20 protein-coding genes are annotated in these 22,408 nt (G+C 62.2%); 4 read left to right on the forward strand and 16 right to left on the reverse strand.

All coding sequences use genetic code 11. The annotated features are described in order from the left end of the window. Positions 1 to 273 (forward strand): peptidyl-prolyl cis-trans isomerase (locus H6678_10360; GenBank protein ID MCB9474201.1); only part of this gene is annotated, 273 nt, incomplete at its 5' end. Between the two features lie 117 nt (positions 274 to 390). Here H6678_10360 and H6678_10365 read toward each other — a convergent pair. The 10 genes from H6678_10365 to dnaA form a co-directional block, all read right to left on the reverse strand. Beyond that, positions 391 to 843: a universal stress protein gene (locus H6678_10365; protein ID MCB9474202.1), complete on the reverse strand. Its 453-nt coding sequence runs from the start codon at positions 841 to 843 to the stop codon at positions 391 to 393. A gap of 1 nt (position 844) precedes the next feature. Continuing rightward, complete coding sequence (locus H6678_10370) at positions 845 to 2,134, reverse strand: Nramp family divalent metal transporter (GenBank protein ID MCB9474203.1); 1,290 nt, start codon at positions 2,132 to 2,134, stop codon at positions 845 to 847. After that, complete coding sequence (locus tag H6678_10375; GenBank protein MCB9474204.1) at positions 2,131 to 3,252, reverse strand: PLP-dependent transferase; 1,122 nt, start codon at positions 3,250 to 3,252, stop codon at positions 2,131 to 2,133. The genes H6678_10370 and H6678_10375 overlap by 4 nt, the downstream gene beginning before the upstream one ends. After that, entirely contained in the window at positions 3,249 to 4,295 is a 1,047-nt protein-coding gene (locus H6678_10380; GenBank protein MCB9474205.1) for a zinc-binding dehydrogenase, read from the reverse strand. The genes H6678_10375 and H6678_10380 overlap by 4 nt, the downstream gene beginning before the upstream one ends. Before the next feature lie 317 nt (positions 4,296 to 4,612). Further along, the gene (gyrA, locus tag H6678_10385; protein MCB9474206.1) at positions 4,613 to 7,129 is read right to left on the reverse strand and encodes a DNA gyrase subunit A; all 2,517 of its coding nucleotides are present in this window, start codon (positions 7,127 to 7,129) and stop codon (positions 4,613 to 4,615) included. 220 nt (positions 7,130 to 7,349) lie between these two features. Continuing rightward, entirely contained in the window at positions 7,350 to 9,752 is a 2,403-nt protein-coding gene (gene gyrB, locus H6678_10390; GenBank protein ID MCB9474207.1) for a DNA topoisomerase (ATP-hydrolyzing) subunit B, read from the reverse strand. Positions 9,753 to 9,760: 8 nt separating this feature from the next. Beyond that, positions 9,761 to 10,117, reverse strand: coding sequence for a DUF721 domain-containing protein (locus H6678_10395; GenBank protein ID MCB9474208.1), 357 nt, complete (start codon positions 10,115 to 10,117; stop codon positions 9,761 to 9,763). Beyond that, positions 10,110 to 11,213, reverse strand: coding sequence for a DNA replication/repair protein RecF (locus H6678_10400; GenBank protein MCB9474209.1), 1,104 nt, complete (start codon positions 11,211 to 11,213; stop codon positions 10,110 to 10,112). The genes H6678_10395 and H6678_10400 overlap by 8 nt, the downstream gene beginning before the upstream one ends. Positions 11,214 to 11,228: 15 nt before the next feature. Next, the gene (gene dnaN / locus H6678_10405; GenBank protein ID MCB9474210.1) at positions 11,229 to 12,347 is read right to left on the reverse strand and encodes a DNA polymerase III subunit beta; all 1,119 of its coding nucleotides are present in this window, start codon (positions 12,345 to 12,347) and stop codon (positions 11,229 to 11,231) included. 387 nt (positions 12,348 to 12,734) lie between these two features. After that, positions 12,735 to 14,051 carry a chromosomal replication initiator protein DnaA gene (gene dnaA, locus H6678_10410; GenBank protein ID MCB9474211.1) on the reverse strand — a complete coding sequence of 439 codons (1,317 nt, stop codon included), beginning with the start codon at positions 14,049 to 14,051 and terminating at the stop codon, positions 12,735 to 12,737. Positions 14,052 to 14,686: 635 nt separating this feature from the next. Between dnaA and H6678_10415 the strand changes: the two genes are divergently transcribed. The 3 genes from H6678_10415 (at position 14,687) to H6678_10425 (ending at position 17,658) form a co-directional block, all read left to right on the forward strand. Next, positions 14,687 to 15,010, forward strand: coding sequence for an HU family DNA-binding protein (locus tag H6678_10415; GenBank protein ID MCB9474212.1), 324 nt, complete (start codon positions 14,687 to 14,689; stop codon positions 15,008 to 15,010). A 132-nt stretch (positions 15,011 to 15,142) separates the two neighbouring features. Further along, entirely contained in the window at positions 15,143 to 16,369 is a 1,227-nt protein-coding gene (locus H6678_10420; GenBank protein MCB9474213.1) for a dicarboxylate/amino acid:cation symporter, read from the forward strand. A 149-nt stretch (positions 16,370 to 16,518) separates the two neighbouring features. Then, positions 16,519 to 17,658 carry an ABC transporter substrate-binding protein gene (locus H6678_10425; protein MCB9474214.1) on the forward strand — a complete coding sequence of 380 codons (1,140 nt, stop codon included), beginning with the start codon at positions 16,519 to 16,521 and terminating at the stop codon, positions 17,656 to 17,658. A 67-nt stretch (positions 17,659 to 17,725) separates the two neighbouring features. Here H6678_10425 and H6678_10430 read toward each other — a convergent pair whose 3' ends face one another. From H6678_10430 to H6678_10455, 6 genes are all read right to left on the reverse strand, one after another. Next, on the reverse strand, positions 17,726 to 18,961 hold the full coding sequence (locus H6678_10430) for a hypothetical protein (GenBank protein ID MCB9474215.1): 1,236 nt from the start codon (positions 18,959 to 18,961) through the stop codon (positions 17,726 to 17,728). After that, the gene (locus tag H6678_10435; protein ID MCB9474216.1) at positions 18,958 to 19,467 is read right to left on the reverse strand and encodes a hypothetical protein; all 510 of its coding nucleotides are present in this window, start codon (positions 19,465 to 19,467) and stop codon (positions 18,958 to 18,960) included. Before H6678_10435 ends, H6678_10430 begins: the two co-directional genes overlap by 4 nt. Before the next feature lie 112 nt (positions 19,468 to 19,579). Beyond that, on the reverse strand, positions 19,580 to 20,404 hold the full coding sequence (locus tag H6678_10440) for a YjbH domain-containing protein (GenBank protein MCB9474217.1): 825 nt from the start codon (positions 20,402 to 20,404) through the stop codon (positions 19,580 to 19,582). A gap of 48 nt (positions 20,405 to 20,452) precedes the next feature. Further along, entirely contained in the window at positions 20,453 to 21,529 is a 1,077-nt protein-coding gene (locus H6678_10445) for a hypothetical protein (GenBank protein MCB9474218.1), read from the reverse strand. Positions 21,530 to 21,652: 123 nt separating this feature from the next. Further along, positions 21,653 to 21,922: an RNA-binding protein gene (locus H6678_10450; GenBank protein ID MCB9474219.1), complete on the reverse strand. Its 270-nt coding sequence runs from the start codon at positions 21,920 to 21,922 to the stop codon at positions 21,653 to 21,655. A gap of 167 nt (positions 21,923 to 22,089) precedes the next feature. Beyond that, positions 22,090 to 22,362, reverse strand: a complete 273-nt coding sequence (locus H6678_10455; protein MCB9474220.1) for an RNA-binding protein — start codon at positions 22,360 to 22,362, stop codon at positions 22,090 to 22,092. Positions 22,363 to 22,408 lie beyond the last annotated feature (46 nt).

Here is a 22,408-nt window from a genome sequence, read left to right on the forward strand (position 1 = left end):
TACGACGCCATGGGCGAGAAAGCCTTCACCATGGAAGTGGGCGAGATCAGCGACCCGATCGCGCTGGGCAACAAGTGGAGCGTGATCAAGCTGCTCGAGAAACTGCCCAGCCGCCGCATGCGCCTGGACGAAGCCTCGACAAAGATTCGGTATGCCATGGAACGGGAAAAACGCGACGCGCTGGAAGCCGAGTTTCTGGCCAGGGCGAAGGCCGCGCACCCCACCATCATCAACGAACGGGCAGCCGAGATCGTCTATCAGCCCACGAAGTGAACACGGGCCCGGAGGTCCGCTGAGCCGGACACCCCGAGACATCGGACGACAACAGAACACCCACGCAATGCGTGGGTGTTTTCTTTTGTGTCGGTGGCGTGTGCTGCGTCCCCCGACTCACGCATCGCGCAGGTCCTGGGTCTCGTTGGCCGGCAGTTGTTTGCGATCGGGCTTGAGCAGCAGCAGGGGAATGTTGATCCGGTGCTTGAGCGTGCGCGACACACTGCCGAAGAGCAGGTCGCCAATGAAGGTGTGGCCGTGGGTCGCCATGGCCATCAGGTCGTAACGCGGGTCTTCCAGCTCCTTGAGGATCTCGCGGTCGGGCTCGCCGTTGCGCAGCAGCACCGTGGTCTTCACGCTTTCGCCTTGCAGGCGCTCCTTGTATCCGGCAAGGGTCTTGCGGGCCTTGGTGCGCAGGGCGCGATCCTGATCCAGGGTGTGGGCGTGGATCACATGCAGCAACACCACCTCCGCCTTGTTCTGTTGAGCCAGAACCGAGACATGGGAGACGATCGCCTCGTCCACGGGTGAACAGTCGATGGCGACCAGGATCCGGGTGTAGACCTGCATCTCAGGCTCCTCCGAACAGGGTGGAATACAACAGGTACAGATTGAGCGCGATCACGATGCCGGCGATGACCACCGCCGCGGTGAACTCGGCGGTTCCGCTGCGGAACACGCCCATCACGCCCTCGCGCCGACAGAGCAGCAGCAGGGGAATCAGGGTGAAGGGAAGCTGCATGCTGAGCACGACCTGGCTGAAGATCAGGATCTTGAAGGTGTCGGCATTCATCAGGATGATCAGGAAGGACGGCACCGCCGTGACGAAGACCGCCACCCGGTAGAGAAGAGTGCGCGGATCCTCGGGGCGCCCCAGGAATCCGGTGATCACATTGGCCTCGGCCAGCGAGGATGTGACACTGGACCCCACTCCGGCAAAGACCAGGGCAATGGCGAAGAGCAGTTCGGCCATGTGCCCGGCCAGCGGGCGCAGGGTCTCGGAAGCCTGTTCGATGCTGCTGACCACCACCCCGTTGCCGGCGAAGACCGCCGCGGCCACGATGATCATCGCTGAGTTGACGACCCAGCCCAGCAGCATGGCGATGGAGGTGTCCAGCTTCTCGAAATGCAGCAGCGACTGCTTCTCCACCGGGGTGACTCCCCAGGCGCGGCTGTGGATCACGTTGGAATGCAGGAAGATGTTGTGTGGCATCACCACCGCGCCCAGCATGGCCATGGCCACGTAGATGCTTTCGCTGTCGAGACGCGGAATCACCACGGCCGGCAGCAGCTCGGCCCAGTTGGGGTCCACCAGCCAGATCTCGATCAGGTAACACAGGCTGATGATGCCCAGAAAGCCCATGATGATCGCTTCCAGCCGCAGGTAGCGCTGGCTGACCACCAGAAAGATCTCGAGGAAGACGGTGAGCAGCGCGCCCATCCAGAGCGGCATGCCCAGCAGCAGGTAGAAGCCGATCGCGCCGCCCAGCAGTTCCGCCACGTCGGTGGCCATGCAGGCCAGCACCACGGTCACGCCCAGGAAATTCGCCACGGGCCGGGGAAAGTGCTCACGGATGTTGGCCGCCAGCGATTTGCCGGTGGCGATGCCCAGCTTGGCCGCCATGTGCTGGATCACGATCAGCATGGCCGTGCTGAGCGTGATCACCCAGAGCAGCGAATACCCGAAGCGCGAGCCGCCCTCGATGTTGGTGGCCCAGTTGCCCGGATCGATGAATCCCACCGTGACCAGGAATCCCGGGCCCAGAAAACGCAGCAGGGTGCGGAAGGGGTTCAGACGGGGTGCGTTGGCCAGGGTCTGCTCGGCGGCGTCAAGGATATCCCGGTTGGGGATGTTGCTCATTGGCCCAGAGCCTCAAGCAGGTCGTGGATCAGGTCGTCTTCGTGTTCCAGGCCCACGGACAGACGCAACAGCCCGTCACCGATACCCAGGCGACGGCGCTCGGCGGGGTCCAGTCCCTTGTGGGAGGTGGCCGCGGGCTGGCAGATGGTGGTATCCACCCCGCCCAGACTGAGTGCGGGCACGATCAGGCGCAGCGACCGCATGAAAGCCATCGGATCGCGCCTGTTCTCCAGTTCGAAGGAGAGCATTCCCCCGAATCCCGACATCTGGCCGCGCGCAAGAGCGTGGCCCGGATGACTCTCAAGACCCGGATAATGCACGGCCTTGATGGCCCGATGGTCCGCCAGAAAGGCAGCCAGTACTCCGGCCGTGCGATTCTGGGCCTCGACCCGCACGAAGAGAGTCTTCAGACTGCGTTCCAGCAGATGGCAATCCAGCGCATTGAGGTTGCCGCCGTAGTTGCGTGCCTTGCCCATGACACGAGCGATCAGCTGGGAATCGCCCAATACCACCCCGCAACTCAGGTCGCTGTGTCCACCCAGATACTTGGTACCGCTGTGGATCACCAGATCGAAACCCAGCTCGAGCGGGTTCTGGTTCACGGGGGTGGCGAAGGTATTGTCAATGACCGCCAGGACGCCCCGTGACCGGGCAAGAGTCGCGATGGCGCGCAGGTCCACCACGTCCAGACGGGGATTTGTGGGCGACTCCACCATCAACACGCGCGTGTTCACATCCAGGGCGCGCTCGACGTCCGCGGGCGTGCCCGGACAGAATCGCACCTGCATCCCGAGACGCGCCAGTTCTCCCTGGCCGAATCCGCTGGTGCCGCCGTATACTCCTTCCTGGATCACCACACCATCCCCGGGGTCGAGCAGGGCCAGCAGACAGGTGGTGATCGCGGCCATGCCCGATGAGAACAGCAGGCCGTCCTCGGCTCCTTCCAGGGCAGCCAGCCGCCCGATCACGCTGCGTTGGTCGTCCGTGTTGAAATAGCGCGGGTACATCAACTGATCGTCGTCGAGGTAGCGGTAGGCCGTGGAAGGCTGGATCGGATTGACCAGACCACGCCCGGTCTGCTTGCTGATGCCGTGGATGCAGCGTGTCGCCTTGTTCATGGATGATTCCCGGATTGGAATGTGATGACGACCTTGCCCACCACGCGGCGCTCTTCCAGTTCGAGGTGAGCGTCGGCGATGGCTTCCGGTGCAAAGGCCCGATGGATCACGGGGCGCAGTTCGCCGCGCTCCACGTGGAACATGATCCGCGAGAAATTGTCCAGGGTGCCCATGGTGCTGCCGATGAGGCGCTGGTGCTTGATGAACAGGTGGCGCACATCGAACTGGAGCATCGGGCCGGAACTGCCTCCGCAGGTCACGTAACTGCCTCCGCGCGCCAGTGCGCCCAGAGATGCGGCAAAGGTGTCGGCGCCCACATGGTCCACGACCACCGCAACCCCGGCCCCGCCCGTGAGCGACTTGACCGTGGCGCGCAAGTCGTCGCGTGTGTGATCCACGACCGCGTCGGCCCCCATCTCAAGCAGGCGTGCGCACTTCTCGGCTCCACCGGCAACGGCGATCACGCGCAGGCCATGCAGGCGCGCGATCTGCAGAGCCGCGATGCCCGTCCCGGATGCGGCGGCCTGAATCAGCACCCAGTCGCCGGGTCGGTGGCTCACCTTGTCATTCAGCATGTGCCAGCTGGTGAGCCAGGAAAGCGGAAAGGCCGCCGCCTCTTCCCAGGACAGACTGGAGGGCTTGGGAAAGAGGCAGGCCGCGGGCACGACCACCTCCTCGGCCATGCCGCCGGGGCGGTTCTCGCCGAAGATCCTGAACTGGCGACAGAGGTTCTGCCGGCCGGCGCGGCAGGGCTCGCAGGCGCCGCAGAAGGTGGCAGGGAACACGACCACCTCGTCACCCAGTGCCCAGCCTTCGACCCCGGCACCCAGAGTTTGAATCTGGCCAGCCATGTCGCTTCCGGGAATGAAGGGCAATGGAATCTTCAGGCCGGGGTGGCCCCGACGCACCCAGAGATCCAGGTGGTTGAGTGCCGCGGCGCGAATGCGCAGGCGTACCTCGCCGATTCCCGGCTGGGGAACAGGAAGATCACGGAGTTCGAGGACCTCGGCGCCGCCATGGCTAGGAATGACAATGGCTTTCATGGGAATCCCGGGTTACAGGATGTCGCTCGCAGGGGAAGCCCAATGGTATGGAATTCTGTCCACAGGGCAAAAGCAGCGTGTGCCAAACCGGGCAGGGAGCTCCGTCCACGGATCGTTCATCGCCCCGGGTCGGGCCCGGATTCCGCGACCTTGGTCTGTACCGCCTCGAAGGCCTCACGCCGGCCGCGGGCGGCCTTTTCGCCCAGATACTCCGATGGTCTGAGACCGCACAGACACTCGAGAAGACTCTGGCGGACACGGCTTGACTGCCCAGGAGCAATCAGGGCGACCCTCGTGGGTCGCCCTGATTCAGGAATCTACTCGTCGTCGCCCTCATCGGGGGACTCATCCGCGCCATCCGGGGCACCGTCCGCGCTCTCGTCGAGAGCGTCCACATCCAGTTCCTCGTCTTCGGGAATCACCCGGTCGACACTGGCGATGCGGTCGCCCTCGTCCAGACGGATCAGGCGCACACCCTGGGTGGCGCGACCGATCACGCGGATCTGGCTGCAGGACTGGCGGATCAGCACGCCCTGCTCGCTGATGATGACCAGGTCGTGCTCGTCGGTGACTTCCTTCATCGCCACCAGCGGCCCGGTCCGCGTCGAGACCTTCAGGGTCATCACGCCCTTGCCGCCTCGTTTGGTCACCCGGTAATCGGAGAGCGCGCTGCGCTTGCCCATGCCGGTCTCGGTCACCACCAGAATCTGGGCTTCCTTGTTCGAGGTCACCACCATGTCCACCACCTTCACGCCTTCGTCCAGGCTGACGCCCTTGACACCGGCGGCCGTGCGGCCCATGGGGCGGATCTCCTTCTCGTGGAAGCGGATCGCCTTGCCCTCGTTGGTGCCCAGCACCACTTCGTGATCGCCCGAGGTGATCTTGCTGTCGATCAGGCGGTCGTCGTCGTTGATGTTGATCGCTCGGATGCCCGCACGACGCGGCCGGCTGTAGGACTCGAGCGAGGTCTTCTTGACGATGCCCTTCTCGGTGCACATCATCACATACTGGTTCTCGTCGAACTTCTTGACGTTGATCACCGCGGCGATCTGCTCGTCCTTGGGCTTCTCCAGCAGGTTGACGATCGCCCGGCCCTTGCTGGCCTTGCCCGCGGTGGGAATCTCGTGCACCTTGAGCCAGTAACACTGCCCGTTCTCGGTGAAGAAGAGCATGTAATTGTGGGTCGAGGCGATGAACATGTGCTCGATGTAGTCCAATTCGCGCGTACCGGCGCCCGTGCTGCCGCGGCCGCCCCGGTTCTGCTTGCGGAAACCATTCACCGGGAAGCGCTTGATGAAGCCGTCCTTGGAAATGGTGACCACCACATCCTCTTCGGCGATCATGTCCTCTATGGTGAACTCTTCGGCAGACGCCAGGATCTCGGTGCGGCGTGCATCGCCATAACGCTCCACCAGCTCGTCGAGCTCTTCCTTGATGATGGCGCGCTGACGGGTCTCGTCGGCCAGAATCGACTTCAGCTCCACGATCAGCTCGCGCAGAGCCTTGAGCTCCTGCACCAGCTTGTCGCGTTCGAGCCCCGTGAGACGCTGCAGACGCATGTCCAGAATCGCGCGGGCCTGGATCTCGCTGAGACCGAAGCGCTCCATCAATCCGTTGCGGGCTTCCTCGGGAGTCTTGCTGGCCCGGATCAGGCGCACCACTTCGTCGATGTGATCCAGCGCGATCTGCAGGCCTTCCAGAATGTGCGCACGGGCTTCGGCCTTGTTCAGCTCGAAGCGTGTCCGGCGCACGATCACTTCCAGGCGGTGCAGGATGAACTGCTCCATCACCTGCTTCAGAGTCAACACACGGGGCTGGCCCTTGACCAGCGCCAGCATGATCACGCCAAAGGTGGTCTGCATCTGGGTGTGTTTGTAGAGCTGGTTCAGCACCACCTTGCCGACCGCATCACGCTTGAGTTCGATGACCAGGCGCATGCCGTCGCGATCGCTCTCGTCGCGGATGTCGGAGATGCCGCTGATCTTCTTGTCACGCACCAGTTCCACGATCTTCTCGATCAGGCGTGTCTTGTTCACCTGGTAGGGAATCTCGCTGACGATGATGCTGTCCTTGTTGCCGCGGCCGGTCTCGATGGACGCGCGGGCCCGTACCAGCACGCGCCCGCGGCCCGTGTGATACGCGCTGCGGATGCCGTCACGCCCATAGATGTAGGCGCCCGTCGGGAAGTCGGGACCCTTGACGTACTGCATCAGCTCGTCAATCGTGATCGCCGGGTTGTCCAGCAGCGCCTTGATGCCCAGACTGACCTCGGTGAGGTTGTGGGGCGGAAAGTTGGTGGCCATGCCCACCGCGATGCCCGTGCTGCCGTTGACCAGCAGATTGGGCAGCCGCGCGGGAAGCACCGTGGGCTCCTGCAGGCTGTCGTCGTAGTTGGGAATGAAATCGACGGTTTCCCGGTCGATGTCCTGAAGGATCTCCTCGGCGGTCTTCTGGAAGCGCACCTCGGTGTATCGCATGGCGGCGGCGCCGTCGCCGTCGATCGACCCGAAGTTGCCCTGCCCGTCGATCAGCGGATAGCGCAGGCTGAAGTCCTGCACCATGCGCACCACCGAGTCATAGATCGCCCCGTCGCCGTGGGGATGGAACTTGCCCATCACCTCGCCCACGATGCGCGCGCTTTTCTTGTAGGGCTTGTTGCTGGCCATGCCCAGTTCGCTCATCCCGAAGAGGATGCGCCGGTGCACGGGCTTCAGGCCGTCGCGCACATCGGGCAAGGCTCGCTGGACGATTACCGACATGGAATAGTCCAGGTAGGAGGTTTTCATCTCCTCTTCGATGCTGCGATCGAAGATCTTCTGTCCGTCGCCGATCATGCTTTCCTCATTCCTGGGTCCGGGAGAAAGGACTTATCCACAGACCGCTATGGCGTTCCAACTCAAGGCCTGAATCAGCCTGCTGTCAGATGCCGTTTCCCAATAGACTGGTTTTACTGCGCTTGACAATCCCGTCTGCGGCAATTTTTCCTGCCGGGGACTTGACAAGCAGGTTGTTCGCTCTTGCCCCACGAGTTATCCACAAGTTGGGCCCAACGAACTAGACGTCCAGGTTCTTCACATACTTGGCGTTGGTCTCGATGAAACGCCGGCGGGGCTCCACTTCGTCGCCCATCAGGACGGTGAACATTTCATCGGCGGCCATCGCGTCGCCCAGGGTCACCCGCACCAGCGAGCGCTTCTCCGGATCCATGGTGGTGGCCCAGAGCTGCTCCGGGTTCATCTCGCCCAGACCCTTGTAGCGCTGGAGGTTGCTGCCCTTGCGTCCGTATTCCATGAACTGGTTGTAGAACTCCCGCGGGTTCTCGACGGTCAGTTCTTCGGAGTCTTCCTTCTTGTCACCCACCCCGATGCCCAGGTGTTTGCCCTTGAGCAACTGGTTGATGCGGTCGCAGATCTGCACCAGCTCGTGGAACTCGTGGACATTGCAGGAACGCAGCTCGGCCAGGTCGATCCCCAGGTGCGTGCAGAGGCGCCGCTCGTGGTCGCCCGTCTGCACCTCGGGCTGGAAACCATCCTCACCGAAGCTGTCGCTCAGATTCATCGAGTGGGCATGCTGGGCCGAGAAGGCCAGGTAATCGCGGGCCAGGTCCATGTCGAACAGCGAGGGCAGGAAGTTCTCGATCATCCGGAAGGTGCGCACCTCACGGAAGAAGCGGTCCAGCGCCTGCTCCAGCTTGTGACTCAGGTCCAGCAGGCGCACGGCCTCGGTCCGGCTGCTGGGCTTGCCACCGATCAGCACCCGGGCCTTCTTGAAACTGTTTTCCATGTGGAGTTGCTTCAGCTCCTCCTCGGAGGCCACATAGGTTTCGTTCTTGCCGCTGCCCAGCTTGTAGAGCGGGGGCTGGGCGATGTAGACGAAACCCTGCCGGATCAGCTCGTTCATGTTGCGGTAGAAGAATGTCAGCAGAAGAGTCCTGATGTGGCTGCCGTCCACGTCCGCGTCAGTCATGATGATGATCTTGTGATACCGCAGACGTTCCATCTCGAAATCTTCGGTGGACAGGCCCGTGCCCAGGGCCTGGACCATGGTCTTGATTTCCTCGTTGGCCAGGATCTTGTCCACGCGTGCCTTTTCCACGTTGAGGATCTTGCCGCGCAGGGGCAGGATCGCCTGGAAACGCCGGTCGCGCCCCATCTTGGCACTGCCGCCGGCGCTGTCACCCTCCACCAGGTAGATTTCGCAGTGGCTGGGGTCCTTGAGGCTGCAGTCGGCCAGCTTGCCCGGCAGGCTGCCCGATTCGAGCGCGCTCTTGCGGCGCACCAGATCGCGTGCCTTGCGGGCGGCGTCGTGGGCGCGATGGGTGGACACGCACTTGTCCAGAATCGCCTTGATCAGCCGCGGATTCTGCTCGAAGTAGTCACACAGCTTCTCGTAGACCAGGATTTCGACGGCGCTCTTGACCTCGCTGTTGCCCAGCTTGGTCTTGGTCTGGCCCTCGAACTGGGGTTCCTGCACCTTCACGCTGACCACGCAGGTCAGTCCCTCGCGCACGTCGTTGCCGCTGAGGGTGAACTTCTCCTTGCGGTAGCTGGGGTTCTCGCCGAAGTACTTGTTCAGCGTGCGGGTCAATCCGCTGCGCAGACCCGTGAGGTGCGTGCCGCCCTCGATGGTGTTGATGTTGTTGGTGAAGGTGAGCACGGTTTCGTTGTAGGAGCTGTTGTACACCAGCGCCACTTCCACCGGGATGCCGTCCTTCTCGCCCTCGATGTAGATCGGGCGGGGAAAGAGACTGGTGCGCGACTTGTCCAGGAATTCGACGAAACTGACCAGGCCGCCCTTGGCCAGGAACTCTTCCTTGCGCTTCTCCTCGCCGCGCTCGTCGGTCATGGTGATCTTGAGGCCCTTGTTCAGGAAGGCCAGTTCGCGCAGGCGCAGGGCCAGCACGTCAAAGGAGAACACGGTTTCCTGGAAGATCTGCTCGTCGGGCAGGAAGGTGACCGTGGTGCCACGCTTGCGCGTGTCGCCCACCATGGTCACCGGTCCATCGGGCACACCGCGGTGGTAACTCTGCTGGTGCATCTTGCCATTGAGGTGCACGGTCACGCGCTGCCATTCGGACAGGGCGTTGACCACGCTCACACCCACACCATGCAGACCGCCGGACACCTTGTAGCTGTCCTTGTCGAACTTGCCGCCCGCATGCAGCACGGTCATCACCACTTCCAGGGCACTCTTGCCCTCGGTGGCGTGCATGTCCACGGGAATGCCGCGGCCGTTGTCCGCCACGGACACACTGCCGTCGATGTGCAGGGTGATGTCGATCTGGTCACAATGACCGGCCATCGCCTCGTCGATGGAGTTGTCCACCACTTCCTGCACCAGGTGATGCAGGCCGCGCGAGGTGATGTCGCCAATGTACATGGCCGGGCGCTTGCGCACCGCTTCCAGGCCCTTGAGTACGGTGATTGAACTGGCGCCGTAGGTCGATTGCTTGCTCATCCGCAGTCCTATCTGAAATGTATGTCCCGCACGGCCTCGCGCCCGGCGGCCGTGTTGAGCTTGTCGATCAGCTCCGCCTTGAGTCCCGCCAGTTCGCTGCGCCACACCGGGTGACTGACCCGCAGCAGCAGGACCCCGCCCTCGATGCGCAGGGCCTCGGTATTGCGTGCGATGTCGTCGCCCACCAATTCGGGCCAGCGCTTGAGCAGCAGGGCATCTTCGAGCCGCTTGCGCGTGTGGCGGTCGAACAGGCCACCCAGCACCGAATCGAGGGCCTGGGGTTTGCGTTCCACGTGATCCAGATCGCGCCGGTGGCGCCGCGGGCGTGCCGCTTCGCCCCATCGTCCATCAGGTTGATCAGCCATTGGCCAACTCCCTGTACGTGCCGTGTTCACACAGGAAAACCTGGCTGTCCCGGCGACCCAGGACATCCAGGTGACGTGTACTGGTGGTGGTGATCAGCATCTGCAGGTGGGTTCCCACCCTTTCTCCGATCAATGCGATACGCTCGTCGTCGAGCACCCCGAACAGGTCATCCAGCAACAGCAGGGGCCGTTCTCCCGTGATCTGTTCCAGGATGCGCGTTTCCGCCAGGACCAGGCCCAGCATGAACAGTTTGTGCTGCCCCTGGCTGCCGAAGTCGCGCAGGCTGCGGCCATCCAGCCGGAAGTCCAGTTCGTCCCGGTGGGGTCCCAGGGTGGTGCCGCCACGGGCCCGGTCGCGCTCGCGCCGACTCTGGAATTCGCGGCGCAGGGCCGCTACATCCTGATGCTCACCCAGACCGGACCGATAGCGCAGGTCCACCTCGAGACCCTGTCCGAATTCCTCGCGGTAGATGCTGCGGAACAGGGGCACCCAGTCTTCCAGAAACTGGCGGCGCCTGTCCGTGATCTCCACGGCGCGCAGGGCCAGCTCGTTTTCCCAGGCATCCAGGCCCGCCGCATCCGCGGACCGGACCCGATTGAGCAGCAGGGCGTTGCGCTGACGCAGGGCCCGCTGAAAGCGTTGCAGGCTGTCCAGATACGTCACGCTGCCAAAGCAGATCAACTGATCCAGAAACCGTCTGCGCTGTTCCGGCCCACCCTGGCTGATGACCACCTTCTCGGGAGACAGCAGCACCAGGGGAAACTGGCCGAAGAGCTGGGCCCGGCCGCGAACCGGATCGCCATCCAGCCCGAATTCCAGACCGCCTCGGCCGCCACTCGCCGTGGCGGAACGACGTCCGCGAAGGTCACTGTCGAAACTTGCTGAGAGTGAAAACTGCGATTGACCGTCCATGACCAGCTGGTCGTTGCGGTTCCGGCGGAAGCTGCGGGTGATGCAAAGCAGATGGACCGACTCGAGCAGATTGGTCTTGCCCTGCCCGTTGGCCCCAAGGATCACGATGCGCGGCTGTTCGAATTCGAGCGCCGCTTCCTCGATGTTGCGGAAGCAGCGCACGGCAATGCGCCGAAGTTTCACCCGTCCGCCGTCTGGCTAGCGCATCAGCCGGACCGGCATCAGCAGCATCAGGTAATCCTCGTTCTCACGATTCAGTTCGGGCAGCACCAGCGCGGCCTTGTCCTGGGTGCCGAACTTGATGACCACATCCTCGGTGGGCACGTGTTTCAGCAGCTGTTCCAGGTAGGTGGCGTTGAAGGCGATCTCGAGGGCGTCGCCGTTGTAGTCCACGTCCAGTTCGGTGTGGGCGCGGCTGCCGACTTCGTTGTCCTCGGCACTGGCCACCAGGCGGTTCTCGCTGAGGCCCAGGGTGATCTGCCGGGTGATGCTGTTGGCGCAGTGGGCCACCTGCTTGATCATGCGTGACACGGCGGCGCGGTTGGCCTGCAGGATGTTGGAATTGTCCTGGGGAATCACGCCTTCGTAGGCGGGATAGTTGCCCTCGATCAGCCGGGAATAGATCACGCTGTCCTTCAGCCGAAAGGCCAGATGGTTGCGTGCCATGCCGAAGAGCAGCACCTCGTCGTTGCTGGTGATGCTGCGGGCCACCAGATTCAGTGCCTTCACGGGCACCACCACGGAACCGATGGCTCCCTGGCCGGAATAGGTTGTGTCACGGATGCGCACCAGGCGATGCCCGTCGGTGGCTACCAGATTCAGCGACTCGGCCTGGAATTCGAACAGAACGCCCGTGAGCACGGGGCGCAGCTCGTCGGCGGAGACCGCGAAGCCCAGGCGCTCGATGTGGTCCTTGAGGCGCTCGCCAGCCATTTCGATTTCGGACTGGACGGCGATCTCGGGCAGCACCGGGAAGCTCTCGGGGCTTTCGGAAGGCAGGTGGAAATGGCTGGCGCCGCTGCGCAGCTCGACCTGGTTGTTCTTGTCGGAGGCCAGGCTGAGGATGCTGTCGTCCAGCTCGCGGACGATGTCCAGCAGGCGCTTGGCGGGGATGGCCAGTTCACCGTCCTTCTCTCCCCCGACGCTGAGCGTGGAGGAAATCGAGATCTCCAGATCCGTGGCGGTCAGCTCCAGCTCATTGCCCGACAGGCGAAAGAGGATGCTGTTGAGAATCGGGTGGGTGGTCTTGTTGGGGACCACGGCGAAGAGCTTCTGAATGCATGCCAGAAAGTCCTTTTGGGGGACGGTGAATCTCATGGCAGGTCCTTAAGCAGGATGGTGTTCTTCAAATATCAATTCAGTCGTAATCGTAGAGCCGTGGATATGTGGACAAACTCCCGGCCGCGATTTTCAAACCCTTTCAGAACAGCACTTTAGGTGCAAAACCGGAGTGCCGGGCATTGTGGAAGGATGAGGCGAAAAAGTACGAAAGAGGGCCCGCTTCCACAACGAACCGGTGAGTGTTGGCAGCTTGTCGCCCAGTTGTGCGCGGGCGTCGACCACCATGCCCGGGTTGTCCACATGCGTGTGTGGACAACTTGATCGGGCGCAGGTCTCCATTGGAGTCGAAATCGGGGTCAGAAAGAGCTGGCAACGCCGGAAAATCCCGGGAGCATGGGCGTGTCACGAGAGACTCACCACCTTCTACTGGGTCAGATCGATCTGGTGGAGGATCTGTTCCACATCCACCCGGAATGAGTTGTCACGGTTCATGGAATCTTCTACCGTCTTCACCGCATGGATCACGGTGCTGTGGTCGCGTCGACCGAAGTGCAGAGCGATGTTGCGCAGCGAGTGACGGGTGAGCTTGTGGCAGATGTACATCGCCACCTGGCGGGCGCTGGCGATTTCCTTCTTGCGGCTGCGATCCTTCAGATCGGGCAGCGGCATGCCATAGTACGCGGCCGTCTTCTCGGCGATGGTCTCCAGGCTTACCTGGTAGCGTCGGCGCGGTGCGATGCCCCTGACGACCTTCTTGACCAGTTCCATGCTGACCTGGTGGTTCAGCAGGCTGCTCTGCGCGATGAGCTGGATCAGGGCGCCTTCCAGGTCACGCACGTTGGTGGTGATGTGGCTGGCGATGTAATCCACCACGTCGCCGGCCAGGTGCACACGCTGCTCGTCGGCGCGCTTGGTCAGAATGGCCACGCGTGTTTCGTAGTCGGGCAGGGTCAGCTCCGTGACCAGACCCGAGGCGAAACGGCTCGTGAGCCGCTCGTCCAGGTCTTCCAGGTCCTTGGGTGGGCGGTCGGATGACAGGATGATCTTCTTGCCTGCCTGATACAGACTGTTGAAGGTGTGGAAGAACTCGGTCTGGGTGCGTTCCTTGCCCATGATGAACTGGATGTCATCCAGAATCAGCATGTCCACATTGCGGAAGTTCTGGGCGAAGTCCGTGGTGCGCTTGTGCTTGATGGACTCGATGAACTGGTTGATGAACTGCTCGCTGGTGATGTAGATCACCCGGCTGAGAGTGCCCTGACGAATGCAGTAGTCCCCGATCGCCTGGATCAGATGGGTCTTGCCGTACCCGCTTCCTCCGTAGACGAAGTAGGGGTTGAAGGGCGTGGTCAGCGGCGATTCGGCAATCGACCGGGCCGCGGCCAGGGCAAAGCGGTTGCTGTCGCCCTCGATGTAGTTGTCGAAGCGATACTTCGGGTTCAGGTTGTTGCGCTGCTGGGGGTGAAGCGGCGACTGGGGAGCACTGTCCAGGATCAGCTTTTCGGGCCGGGACTCGGCTTCCGGGACATCACGCACGATGTCCAGCACGGACCCTTCGCCCAGAACATCCCAGAGGGCGCGGTCGATCACGGTGCGGTGTTTGGAAATGAAGTACTCGGCGAAAAAGGTGGCGGGAGCCCTCAGGATCAAGCGACCTTCTTCCAGGCCGATGGGCACCAGCTTGGACAGCCAGATCTCCTTCAGCTTGCCGGAGGAGTCCAGACGATGGGCCTGTTCCACGAACCGTTCCCAGGCAATTTTTGCCGAAAGGGGAGAGTCTGACTCTTGAAAGACAGGTTGCACGAGAGTTATCCACAGATTATAAACGAGGTAATCAGCACCATTCTGGCGAGTGGGCGAGAATATACCGCAGCACCCTGACCGAGGCAAGGAGGATTGGCCGGACACGCGTCCAAGTTTCGAGAAAATGTCATTTGCCAATCGAAGTTCAATGATTACAGATACTAGGGAAGAAGCTGAATTTTTCTGACCTGGAGTACAATTTGAGCATTGGATCTTGGGCTTGTTTTTCGTAGACCGCCCAACAGGGGAAAAAATCCAGTCCGGATCACACCAACCCGGAAGTTATACACGATTAAAACGCTTTCATGCGCGACGATGGATATATCCGATTAGCCGTGCCGTTCCCTGCTTGTTTTTGTTGCTCATGCGTCAGTCATGGTTCGATCATCGCGCAGTCCTGCGACGGCTCCTCCGGGCTCCCATGCCATTGCGTACCAGTTGGATCCAACGGCTCCCGGCTGTGAAGCTGAGGCGCCCAGTTTCAGCTTGATCTGACCAATTCCTTGATTTACATTGACTTCTGCCGATAAGCTCAGTGATATTCAGGCAATCGGACAACAGGGGTTTTGGTGATGAGAACTTTCATCAAGAAAGACATCGTCGAACTGACGATGGAGAGGACCGGGCTCAAGCAACCGGAAACTGCCCGAACCGTGGACGCCCTGTTTACAGTTTTGCGGGAGATCATGTCGGGGGCCGGTCCCGAGTGCCGCATCGAAGTCCGGGACTTCGGCGTGTTCGAGGTGAAGCGTACCAAGGCGAAACCCAAGGCGCGCAATCCCAAGACCAACGAGATCGTCTACGTGCCGCCCCGGCGCAAGACCCACTTCCGCCCGGGCAAGCTGCTCAAGGAATCCTTGAGAATGCCCCTTGACGACGAAGACGGCGACGCCTGATCCCAGAAGATCCACCCATGACACGGGACGTTCCCTCCGGATCGTCCCGTGTCTCTCTCCGGCATTGTCCTTCCCGATTCCGTGCTTCATCTTGCCGGGCGGCACCCCGCCGTCAACCGAGAGGACCAAGGCATGACACACCGCAACCAGACACTGGCCATCGCGCTCGCCATCCTGCTGGCCGTGCTGGCGGGAGCCCTGCTGGGTGATCCGCTGCTTCCGTTCTTCACATGGGGCGGGCAATTGTTCATCCGGCTGCTGAAAATGGTCATCGTGCCCCTGATCTTCTCCTCGCTGATCGTGGGAGTCGTGGGTGCCGGAGAGACTGGAGGTCTGGGGCGTCTGGGATTGAAGACCATGGTCTGGTATCTGACGACCACCACCTTGGCCATTCTCGCCGCTCTGCTGGTCTTCAATCTGCTGGATCCGGGAATCGGGGCCGCGCCCGCGAGCACGGTGCTGCCCGAGATCACACCCGCAACCGATGCGACCGTGCCCGCGATCCTGTTGCGCATGGTGCCCACCAACATCGTGGACGCCATGGCTCGCACGGATACTCTCGCGGTGATCTTCTTCGCGCTGCTGTTCGGGATCTCGGCCAGCCAGTTGCCCGCTGCCGGGCGTCAGCGAGTCGGTGATCTGTTCCGCACCCTGCTGGACATCATGCTGGGAATCACCCACTGGGTGATTCTGGTGGCCCCGATCGGGATCTTCTGTCTGGTTGGTGGCGCGGTGGCCAACCTGGGTCTGGGACTGTTCGCCGGTCTGGTGAAGTACTTCATCACGGTGCTGCTGGCCATGAGTGTGCACTCACTTTTCGTCCTGCCGCTGCTGCTGCGCATGGTGGGCGGCATCCGTCCCTGGCGGTTCGGAACCGCCATGGGACCTTCTCTGCTGATGGCATTCTCCACCAGCTCTTCCAATGCCACCCTGCCTGTGACCATCAGTTGCGCCGAGGAGCGGGCAGGCATCAGCAACCGGATTTCCTCGTTCGTGATTCCTCTGGGAGCCACGATCAACATGGATGGCACGGCCCTGTATGAATGTGGAGTGGCCCTGTTCGTGGCCCAGTATTACGGGCTGGAGCTGGGTATGGGACAGCAGGTGATTCTGGTGTTCACCTGTCTGATGACATCGATTGCCGTCGCCGGCATTCCAATGGCGTCCATTGCCCTGATTCCCATCGTGCTGGCGGCCGTTGGCTTGCCCGAATCGGGCATCGCCCTGGTGATCGTGCTGGACCGGGTTCTGGACATGTGCCGCACCGCGGTCAATGTCTGGTCCGACTCCTGCGGTGCTGCCGTGATCGCCTCCAGCGAAGGCGAGTCCTTCCCGGCCCGCGTCAACTGGCGTGACTGAAGCAGAATGACCGCGCGCAAGCTGGTGGCATGATGGCCATCACAGTTTCTGCTGATGCTGGCGCAGACGGAGTGAAAGTCGCACCCGGCTTGCCGATAGCAGCTTCCAGAGGGCTGGACGAACCAGTCCAACAAGTGAGGGGCGCTGTCATGAATGTCTGGAAACTGCTGCCTGCCGTGCTTGTCCTGATCGGGCAGGTGATGGCCGAACCGGGAGTCACTGCCGACAAGGTCCTGCTGGGGCAATCCTGTGCGCTGACCGGGCCATCGGCGGCGCTGGGTCAGGGAATGAAACTGGGTCTGGAGACCTACTTCAACAAGATCAATGCCGAAGGCGGGGTCAATGGCCGCCAGATCAAGCTGGTCAGCCTGGATGATGGCTACGAGCCCGGCAAGGCCGAGGACAATACCCGCGCCCTGATCAACGATCGCCAGGTTTTCGCCCTGATCGGCGAAGTGGGCACACCCACCTCCCAGGCCGCCGTCCCGCTGGCCGCCGTGGACCATGTTCCATTCTTCACCCCGTTCACGGGCGCCGGTTTCCTGCGGGAAGGCGACAAGAACTTCGTGATCAACTTCCGCGGCAGTTATGCACAGGAAATGGAGCGGCTCGCGGAGTACCTGGTGGACAAGAAGGGCTTCAACAAGATCGCCTGTTTCTATCAGGACGATGGGTATGGCAAGGCGGGTCTGTCGGGCATCGAACGCGCGCTCTCGGCTCGGTCGAAAACCCTTGTGGCCAAAGGCACCTACCAGCGCAATACGGTGGACATCGCCGGCGGATTGAATGCCATCTCGGGTTCAGCCCCCGATGCGGTGATCCTGGTTGGCACCTACAAACCTTGCGCCACCTTCATCAAGGCGGCCCTCCAGACTCCCGGACTGAAGACCGCCACGTTCTGCAACATCAGTTTCGTGGGAACCAAGGCCCTGCAGGAAGAACTGGGCGAGCAGCAGGAAGGTGTCATCGTCTCACAGGTCGTTCCCTTCCCGTGGGACGCCCGCTTGCCGATCGTGAAGGAGTTTCTCACCGAGATGAAGAAGGTGGGCAAGCTGGACGATGCGGAATTCATCACCCTTGAAGGATACATGTCCGCCAAGCTGTTCTGCCTCGCGCTGCAGAATGTTGTGGGCGAACCCACGCGCGATGCCCTGCTCAAGAGCGTCTATGCCACCAGGGAGTTCAATCTGGGGGGCATCACGCTGAACTTCGGACCCGGCGACAACCAGGGCATGGACAAGGTCTTCCTGGTGGAGTACCGCGCGGGCAAGATCCAATCGATCAACTGACCAGCTACACATGAGATCGAGTATGCGGAACGGGCCCCGACGGATCGGGGCCCGTTCTGTTTGCGTCTCACATCCGGATGGTCAGCGAGAGGGTCAGCCGGTTGCTGCGCTGTTCTTCGGAGATGCGAAGCTCGGGGGCGTCCGGCGCGGCCTGGTCCAGCCAGGACAGTTTGCCCCGTTCCTGTTGCCAGGCGAGGTCGGCGGAAATCAACTCGTCAAACAGAATGCCCAGCCCCAGTGACATGCCCGTGAGACGCGTCTCGTCCCTGTAGTTCCAGTAGTGCACGTCCCCGGATTCCAGGCGTTCCGTGAGGCGCTGGTCGTTCTGGGCCAGGCCGCGGGTCCAGGCCCCGGCCCTGAGGCGAAGGTCGGTGCCGGGCACCGTATACTCGCCACCCAGGGCGAGTCGCATGGTCTGCTGGTAGCCCTGTGACACCTCCCGGTTCAGTTCCAGATCTCCACCGTTCGCGATGTCGTCGTATGAGGCCTGGGACCAGTCACTCAGATGAAGCGAACCATTGACCAGCCAGCCATACTCCTGCCAGGCGGCACTCAGGGACATTTCCGCAGGCAGGGTGAAGCGATAGTCGTAACCCTGGTTGTCCACGGCCAGCAACATGGGCGTGCGCAGGCTGGCGCCAAGCCAGAGCTGGCGGAGAGGGTGATACAGCCCACCGAACTTGATTGCCCAGCCCGAAAGATCCGTTTCGGAGTAGTCTCGTTCTTCGCTGCCGCCCGTTGTCGCACGGAAGAGGTACTCGTCGTGTCCGGATACCAGCATCAGCGATGCACCGCCCAGCAGCTTCTGGCCGAGCTGGCTGGCTACCGAGAACGAGAGCGCGCCCGCATGACCCTTCTCCTCCACGTCGATGCGGGTGTCTCCTTCCCGCAGGGACCAGGGCAGGCGGAAGTCCTGCAGGCGGGCATATCCGGCACCCCAGACCAGGCTGCCCCGATAGGTGGGCACCGGCATGGCGTAACCGATGTGATCCAGAGCCGCATAGCTGTTGCGCCGATCGGAGGGGCGACCGTCGCTGCTGATGGCCACGCTGTTCTCCCGGTTGGCCATGCTGAAGCTGCCCGAGAACTCGACCCGTCGCAGGCGGGCCAGCCCGGCTGGGTTCCAGAAAGAGGCGGTCCAGTCTTCGGAAACCGCTTCATAGGCTCCTCCCATTCCGGCCGCCCGGGCGCCGGGATACACAGGAGTCATGCTGAACAGGTCCACTTCGGCAGCGGAACGGGCCTGAGGAATGGCGGCCGTGGCCAACAGAATCGCGACCAGACCGTATTGGGTGTGCGTCATCGACGGCGTCTCCGGAATTCGGGGGGAGGATCTTTTTTCTCGTCCTTCGCGACGCCGGGCTGTGGGCTGCCGGTGGTGTCCGCGGTTGTGTTCTGCATGGCCTGACGGAATCGGGTGAAGACTCCGGACATCCGGCTGTCGTCGGGCATGACCACCGGCGCGGCGACCGAACTGCTGTCCCCGATGACCCGGGAGATCGTGGCGGATTCGGCCCACCACCAGGGATAATCCCGGAACCAGGTGTAACCACCTTCGCGTACGGCGGCGCTCTGCGGGGCCAGGCCCCAGATGTTTCCCTGGAATCCGGACTGCTGATGGCATGCAAGGCAGTTCTCGTTGCGGGAAGGCGATTGCAGGCGGTAGTTGTCACTGATTTCCGGATGGGCCACGAGGGTATAGCAGCCACTGGCAGCCAGGCAGATGCCGAGCAGCGCGCAAAGGTTTCTGAGGGTTCTCCACCCGATGACGGGGCGGATGGCCCGGAATGGGAGCAAGGTCTTGTCCATGGTTTCCTGTGGTGCTGCTAGCCCTGCCCTTGAGTTTGTGTTCCGCCAATCGCAAAGAAAAAGCCCGCGACCGATCGGCCGCGGGCTGAAAGTATCATCCTGAAGGCGCGGATCAGAAGGATTCCATGTAGGTGATCTTGATCTCGCGGTTGATGCTGTTGTCCTCGCCGGCATAAACGCCCTTGTGGTTCTTGAAGATGTCCTTGAAGTCCACTTCCAGCGAGAGGCGTTCGGCAAAGGTCCAGCGGGCGCCCAGGTTCATGAAGCCCTTGCTGCGGGAAAGCCCGGTATGCACGTCGTCCAGGGCAAAATCGTACTCGGCCACGGCGCTCAGTTCGTCATTGATTTCCTTGTCCAGCCCCAGCCAGAAGTTCAGGCCGCGGTCGTCCTTGTCCTCGATGGGATTGACGTTGGCGCCCACATGCACGCCCATCTTGCCGAAGCCGCTCACCACGTAGTTCTTGCCCGCGGTACCGTAGAAGCCCTTGGCCTTGATCTGGTAACGCTCGCGGCTCTTGCTGGCACCTTGCAGGTCCGTGTTGTAGCCGGTTTCCGCATCCTCGGAAATCCAGACCCCGTGACCCTGGCCATCGTAGCCCAGGGCGATGGCCGGCCAGGCATGGGTCTCGTCGACCAGGCGATACTTGAGTGCCAGCTCGGGGCGCTGGTTCCAGTCGGGCGTGCTGTCGGAGATGATCTTGGTGCCGCCGAAGGACGCGCCCATGTTCAGGCGATCCAGCAGGCCCACATTGAAGCCCACGAGCACACCGCCCTGCTTGTAGAGGGTCATCGAGAAATCGAAGGTGCCCTTCTCGAGGATGCCGGCGGTGGGGTTGTCGATCAGCCGGTTGATCGGAAGTTCTTTCATGTCCTGGGCCAGCAGCGACCCACTGCAGGCCAGCGCAAGGCAGGCGGAGAAGAGAAAACGGTGGATCATCAAGGCCTCCCTGTGTATGGTTCGGCCATCAGGCGGGTGCTCTGTGGCTTACTTCTGAATAAGTTCGATGTTCGCACGGGGTAATGTGACGCGCTCGCCGCTGAGAAGTTCCACTTCCAGCACACGCACCTTGGCCCCGCTCTCGATCACTCGCGGCTCGGGAGGCAGGGCCGACACGACACCGGTCGCCCCGAACCAGGGCACACGGATGATGCGGACCTCGCTGCCCACGCTGAGTTCGCCCGTGGCGATCTTCTCTTCAACCAGTTCCCCGTCGAGGCTGGGGACCACGATTTCGGGGCGGATCACGCCGGCCCGGATCTGGGTGGCACCATTCACCGAGGCGTGTTGCCCCTCGAGTTTCTTCAGCAGATTCCAGGTGCGGGCCGTGATGGGAATGCGGCCGAAACCTTCGGTGAGAATCAGGGAAATGCCGATCGACTCACTGCCCGTGATGGCAACCCCCAGTTCATATCCCAGGATTTCACGGATGTGTCCGTTGTCAAAGGCACCCACGATCACGGCGCGTACGCCCAGGTCGCGTGCCTTGAAGAAGGCTTCCCGCGTGATACCGGATCCGCCCACGATGATCTTGCCGGCCAGCTCGGGCGTGATGTCTCCGGCGCCCAGCTCGTGATTCGCATCCGGGCTGACGACACACAGGGGGCCGAAGGCTTCGCCGCCAATGCCGAAGATGCCCTGGATGTAGGCCCCACGGGTACTGACCGTGACACCCTCACCCTCGTGCAGAGCGATGACTTCCCCGTCCATGAAGGCGTTGATTTCAACGGGAACGGGGTCTTTCTGGAGATTCACCTGTCCGGTGCGGAAGGACACGGACTCCACGAAACCCTCGATGGGGCTGTGGCATTCGTTCTTGAAGATGCCGAAGAAGCTGCTGGTGCCAGCGATGATCTCGCCCTGCTTGACCCGGTCCTTTTCCTTCTTGGACATGGCCGTGGACAGTTCGGAGGCCTCGATGCCGAGGGTGTGCGCCACCTGGACAGGGTAGACGGCACCCGGCAGTTCGGTGCGGGCCACGATCTGGTCAAAGCGCACGCGCTCGCCGATCTTGACCACCAGGTTTCCCCGCAGCGGCAGTTTCCGTTCTTTGACAATCGTCACGCTCTCCGCGACCCTCAGGCCTGGAGTGAAGGAAGTAGCCATCTCAAGGGTCTCCGTACGATGCGCCTGAAACCGCGGGACGGACGCCGCCTGGCGTCCGTCCACACGGATGCAGATTCGGGATCAGTAACCGCCGCGGGGTCCGCGATCGGTGCGGGGCTTGGCCTCGTTGACCCGGATGTTGCGCCCCTTGAGGGCGGTTTCATTCAGGGCGTTGATCGCGGCGTCCGCTTCAGCCTTGTTGCTCATCTCCACGAAGCCGAAGCCCTTGGAGCGGCCGGTTTCGCGATCCATGATGATGGAGGCGCGGGTCACTTCACCGTACTCGGCGAACGCGTCGCGCAGCTCGTCTTCGGAGATTCCGTAGGGCAGGTTGCCCACATAGATGTTCATCCGTGTGTCTTTCCTCATGTACCAAAAGCACTGGCGCCGGCCCGATCCCGGTCACGGGCAAATCGACGTCAGATTCAATCCGTCCAGTCAGTGCCTCCGGTCGAAGAGCAGCTCCCGCATCACCGGAGTGACACGGGAGACTGCCTTCATGACCGAAAGGACAATTCTCAGTAGCCGCCGCCGCGGGGGCCACGATCGGTGCGGGGACGAGCCTCGTTCACCTTGATGTTGCGGCCCTTGAGGGAGGCTTCGTTCAGGCCATTGATGGCGGCTTCGCCTTCGGCCTTGTTGCTCATCTCCACGAAGCCGAAGCCCTTGGAGCGGCCAGTCTCGCGATCCATCACGATGGACGCGCGGGTGACCGCACCGTACTCACTGAATGCATCACGCAGCTCGTCCTCGGAGATTCCGTAGGGCAGGTTGCCCACATAGATGTTCATGTCTTCCGTCTTTCCTCTTAACCAGAACAACCTCCGCCGGGACCGA

The organism is Candidatus Delongbacteria bacterium, from assembly GCA_020634015.1.
Lineage (GTDB): Bacteria > CAIWAD01 > CAIWAD01 > CAIWAD01 > CAIWAD01 > JACKCN01.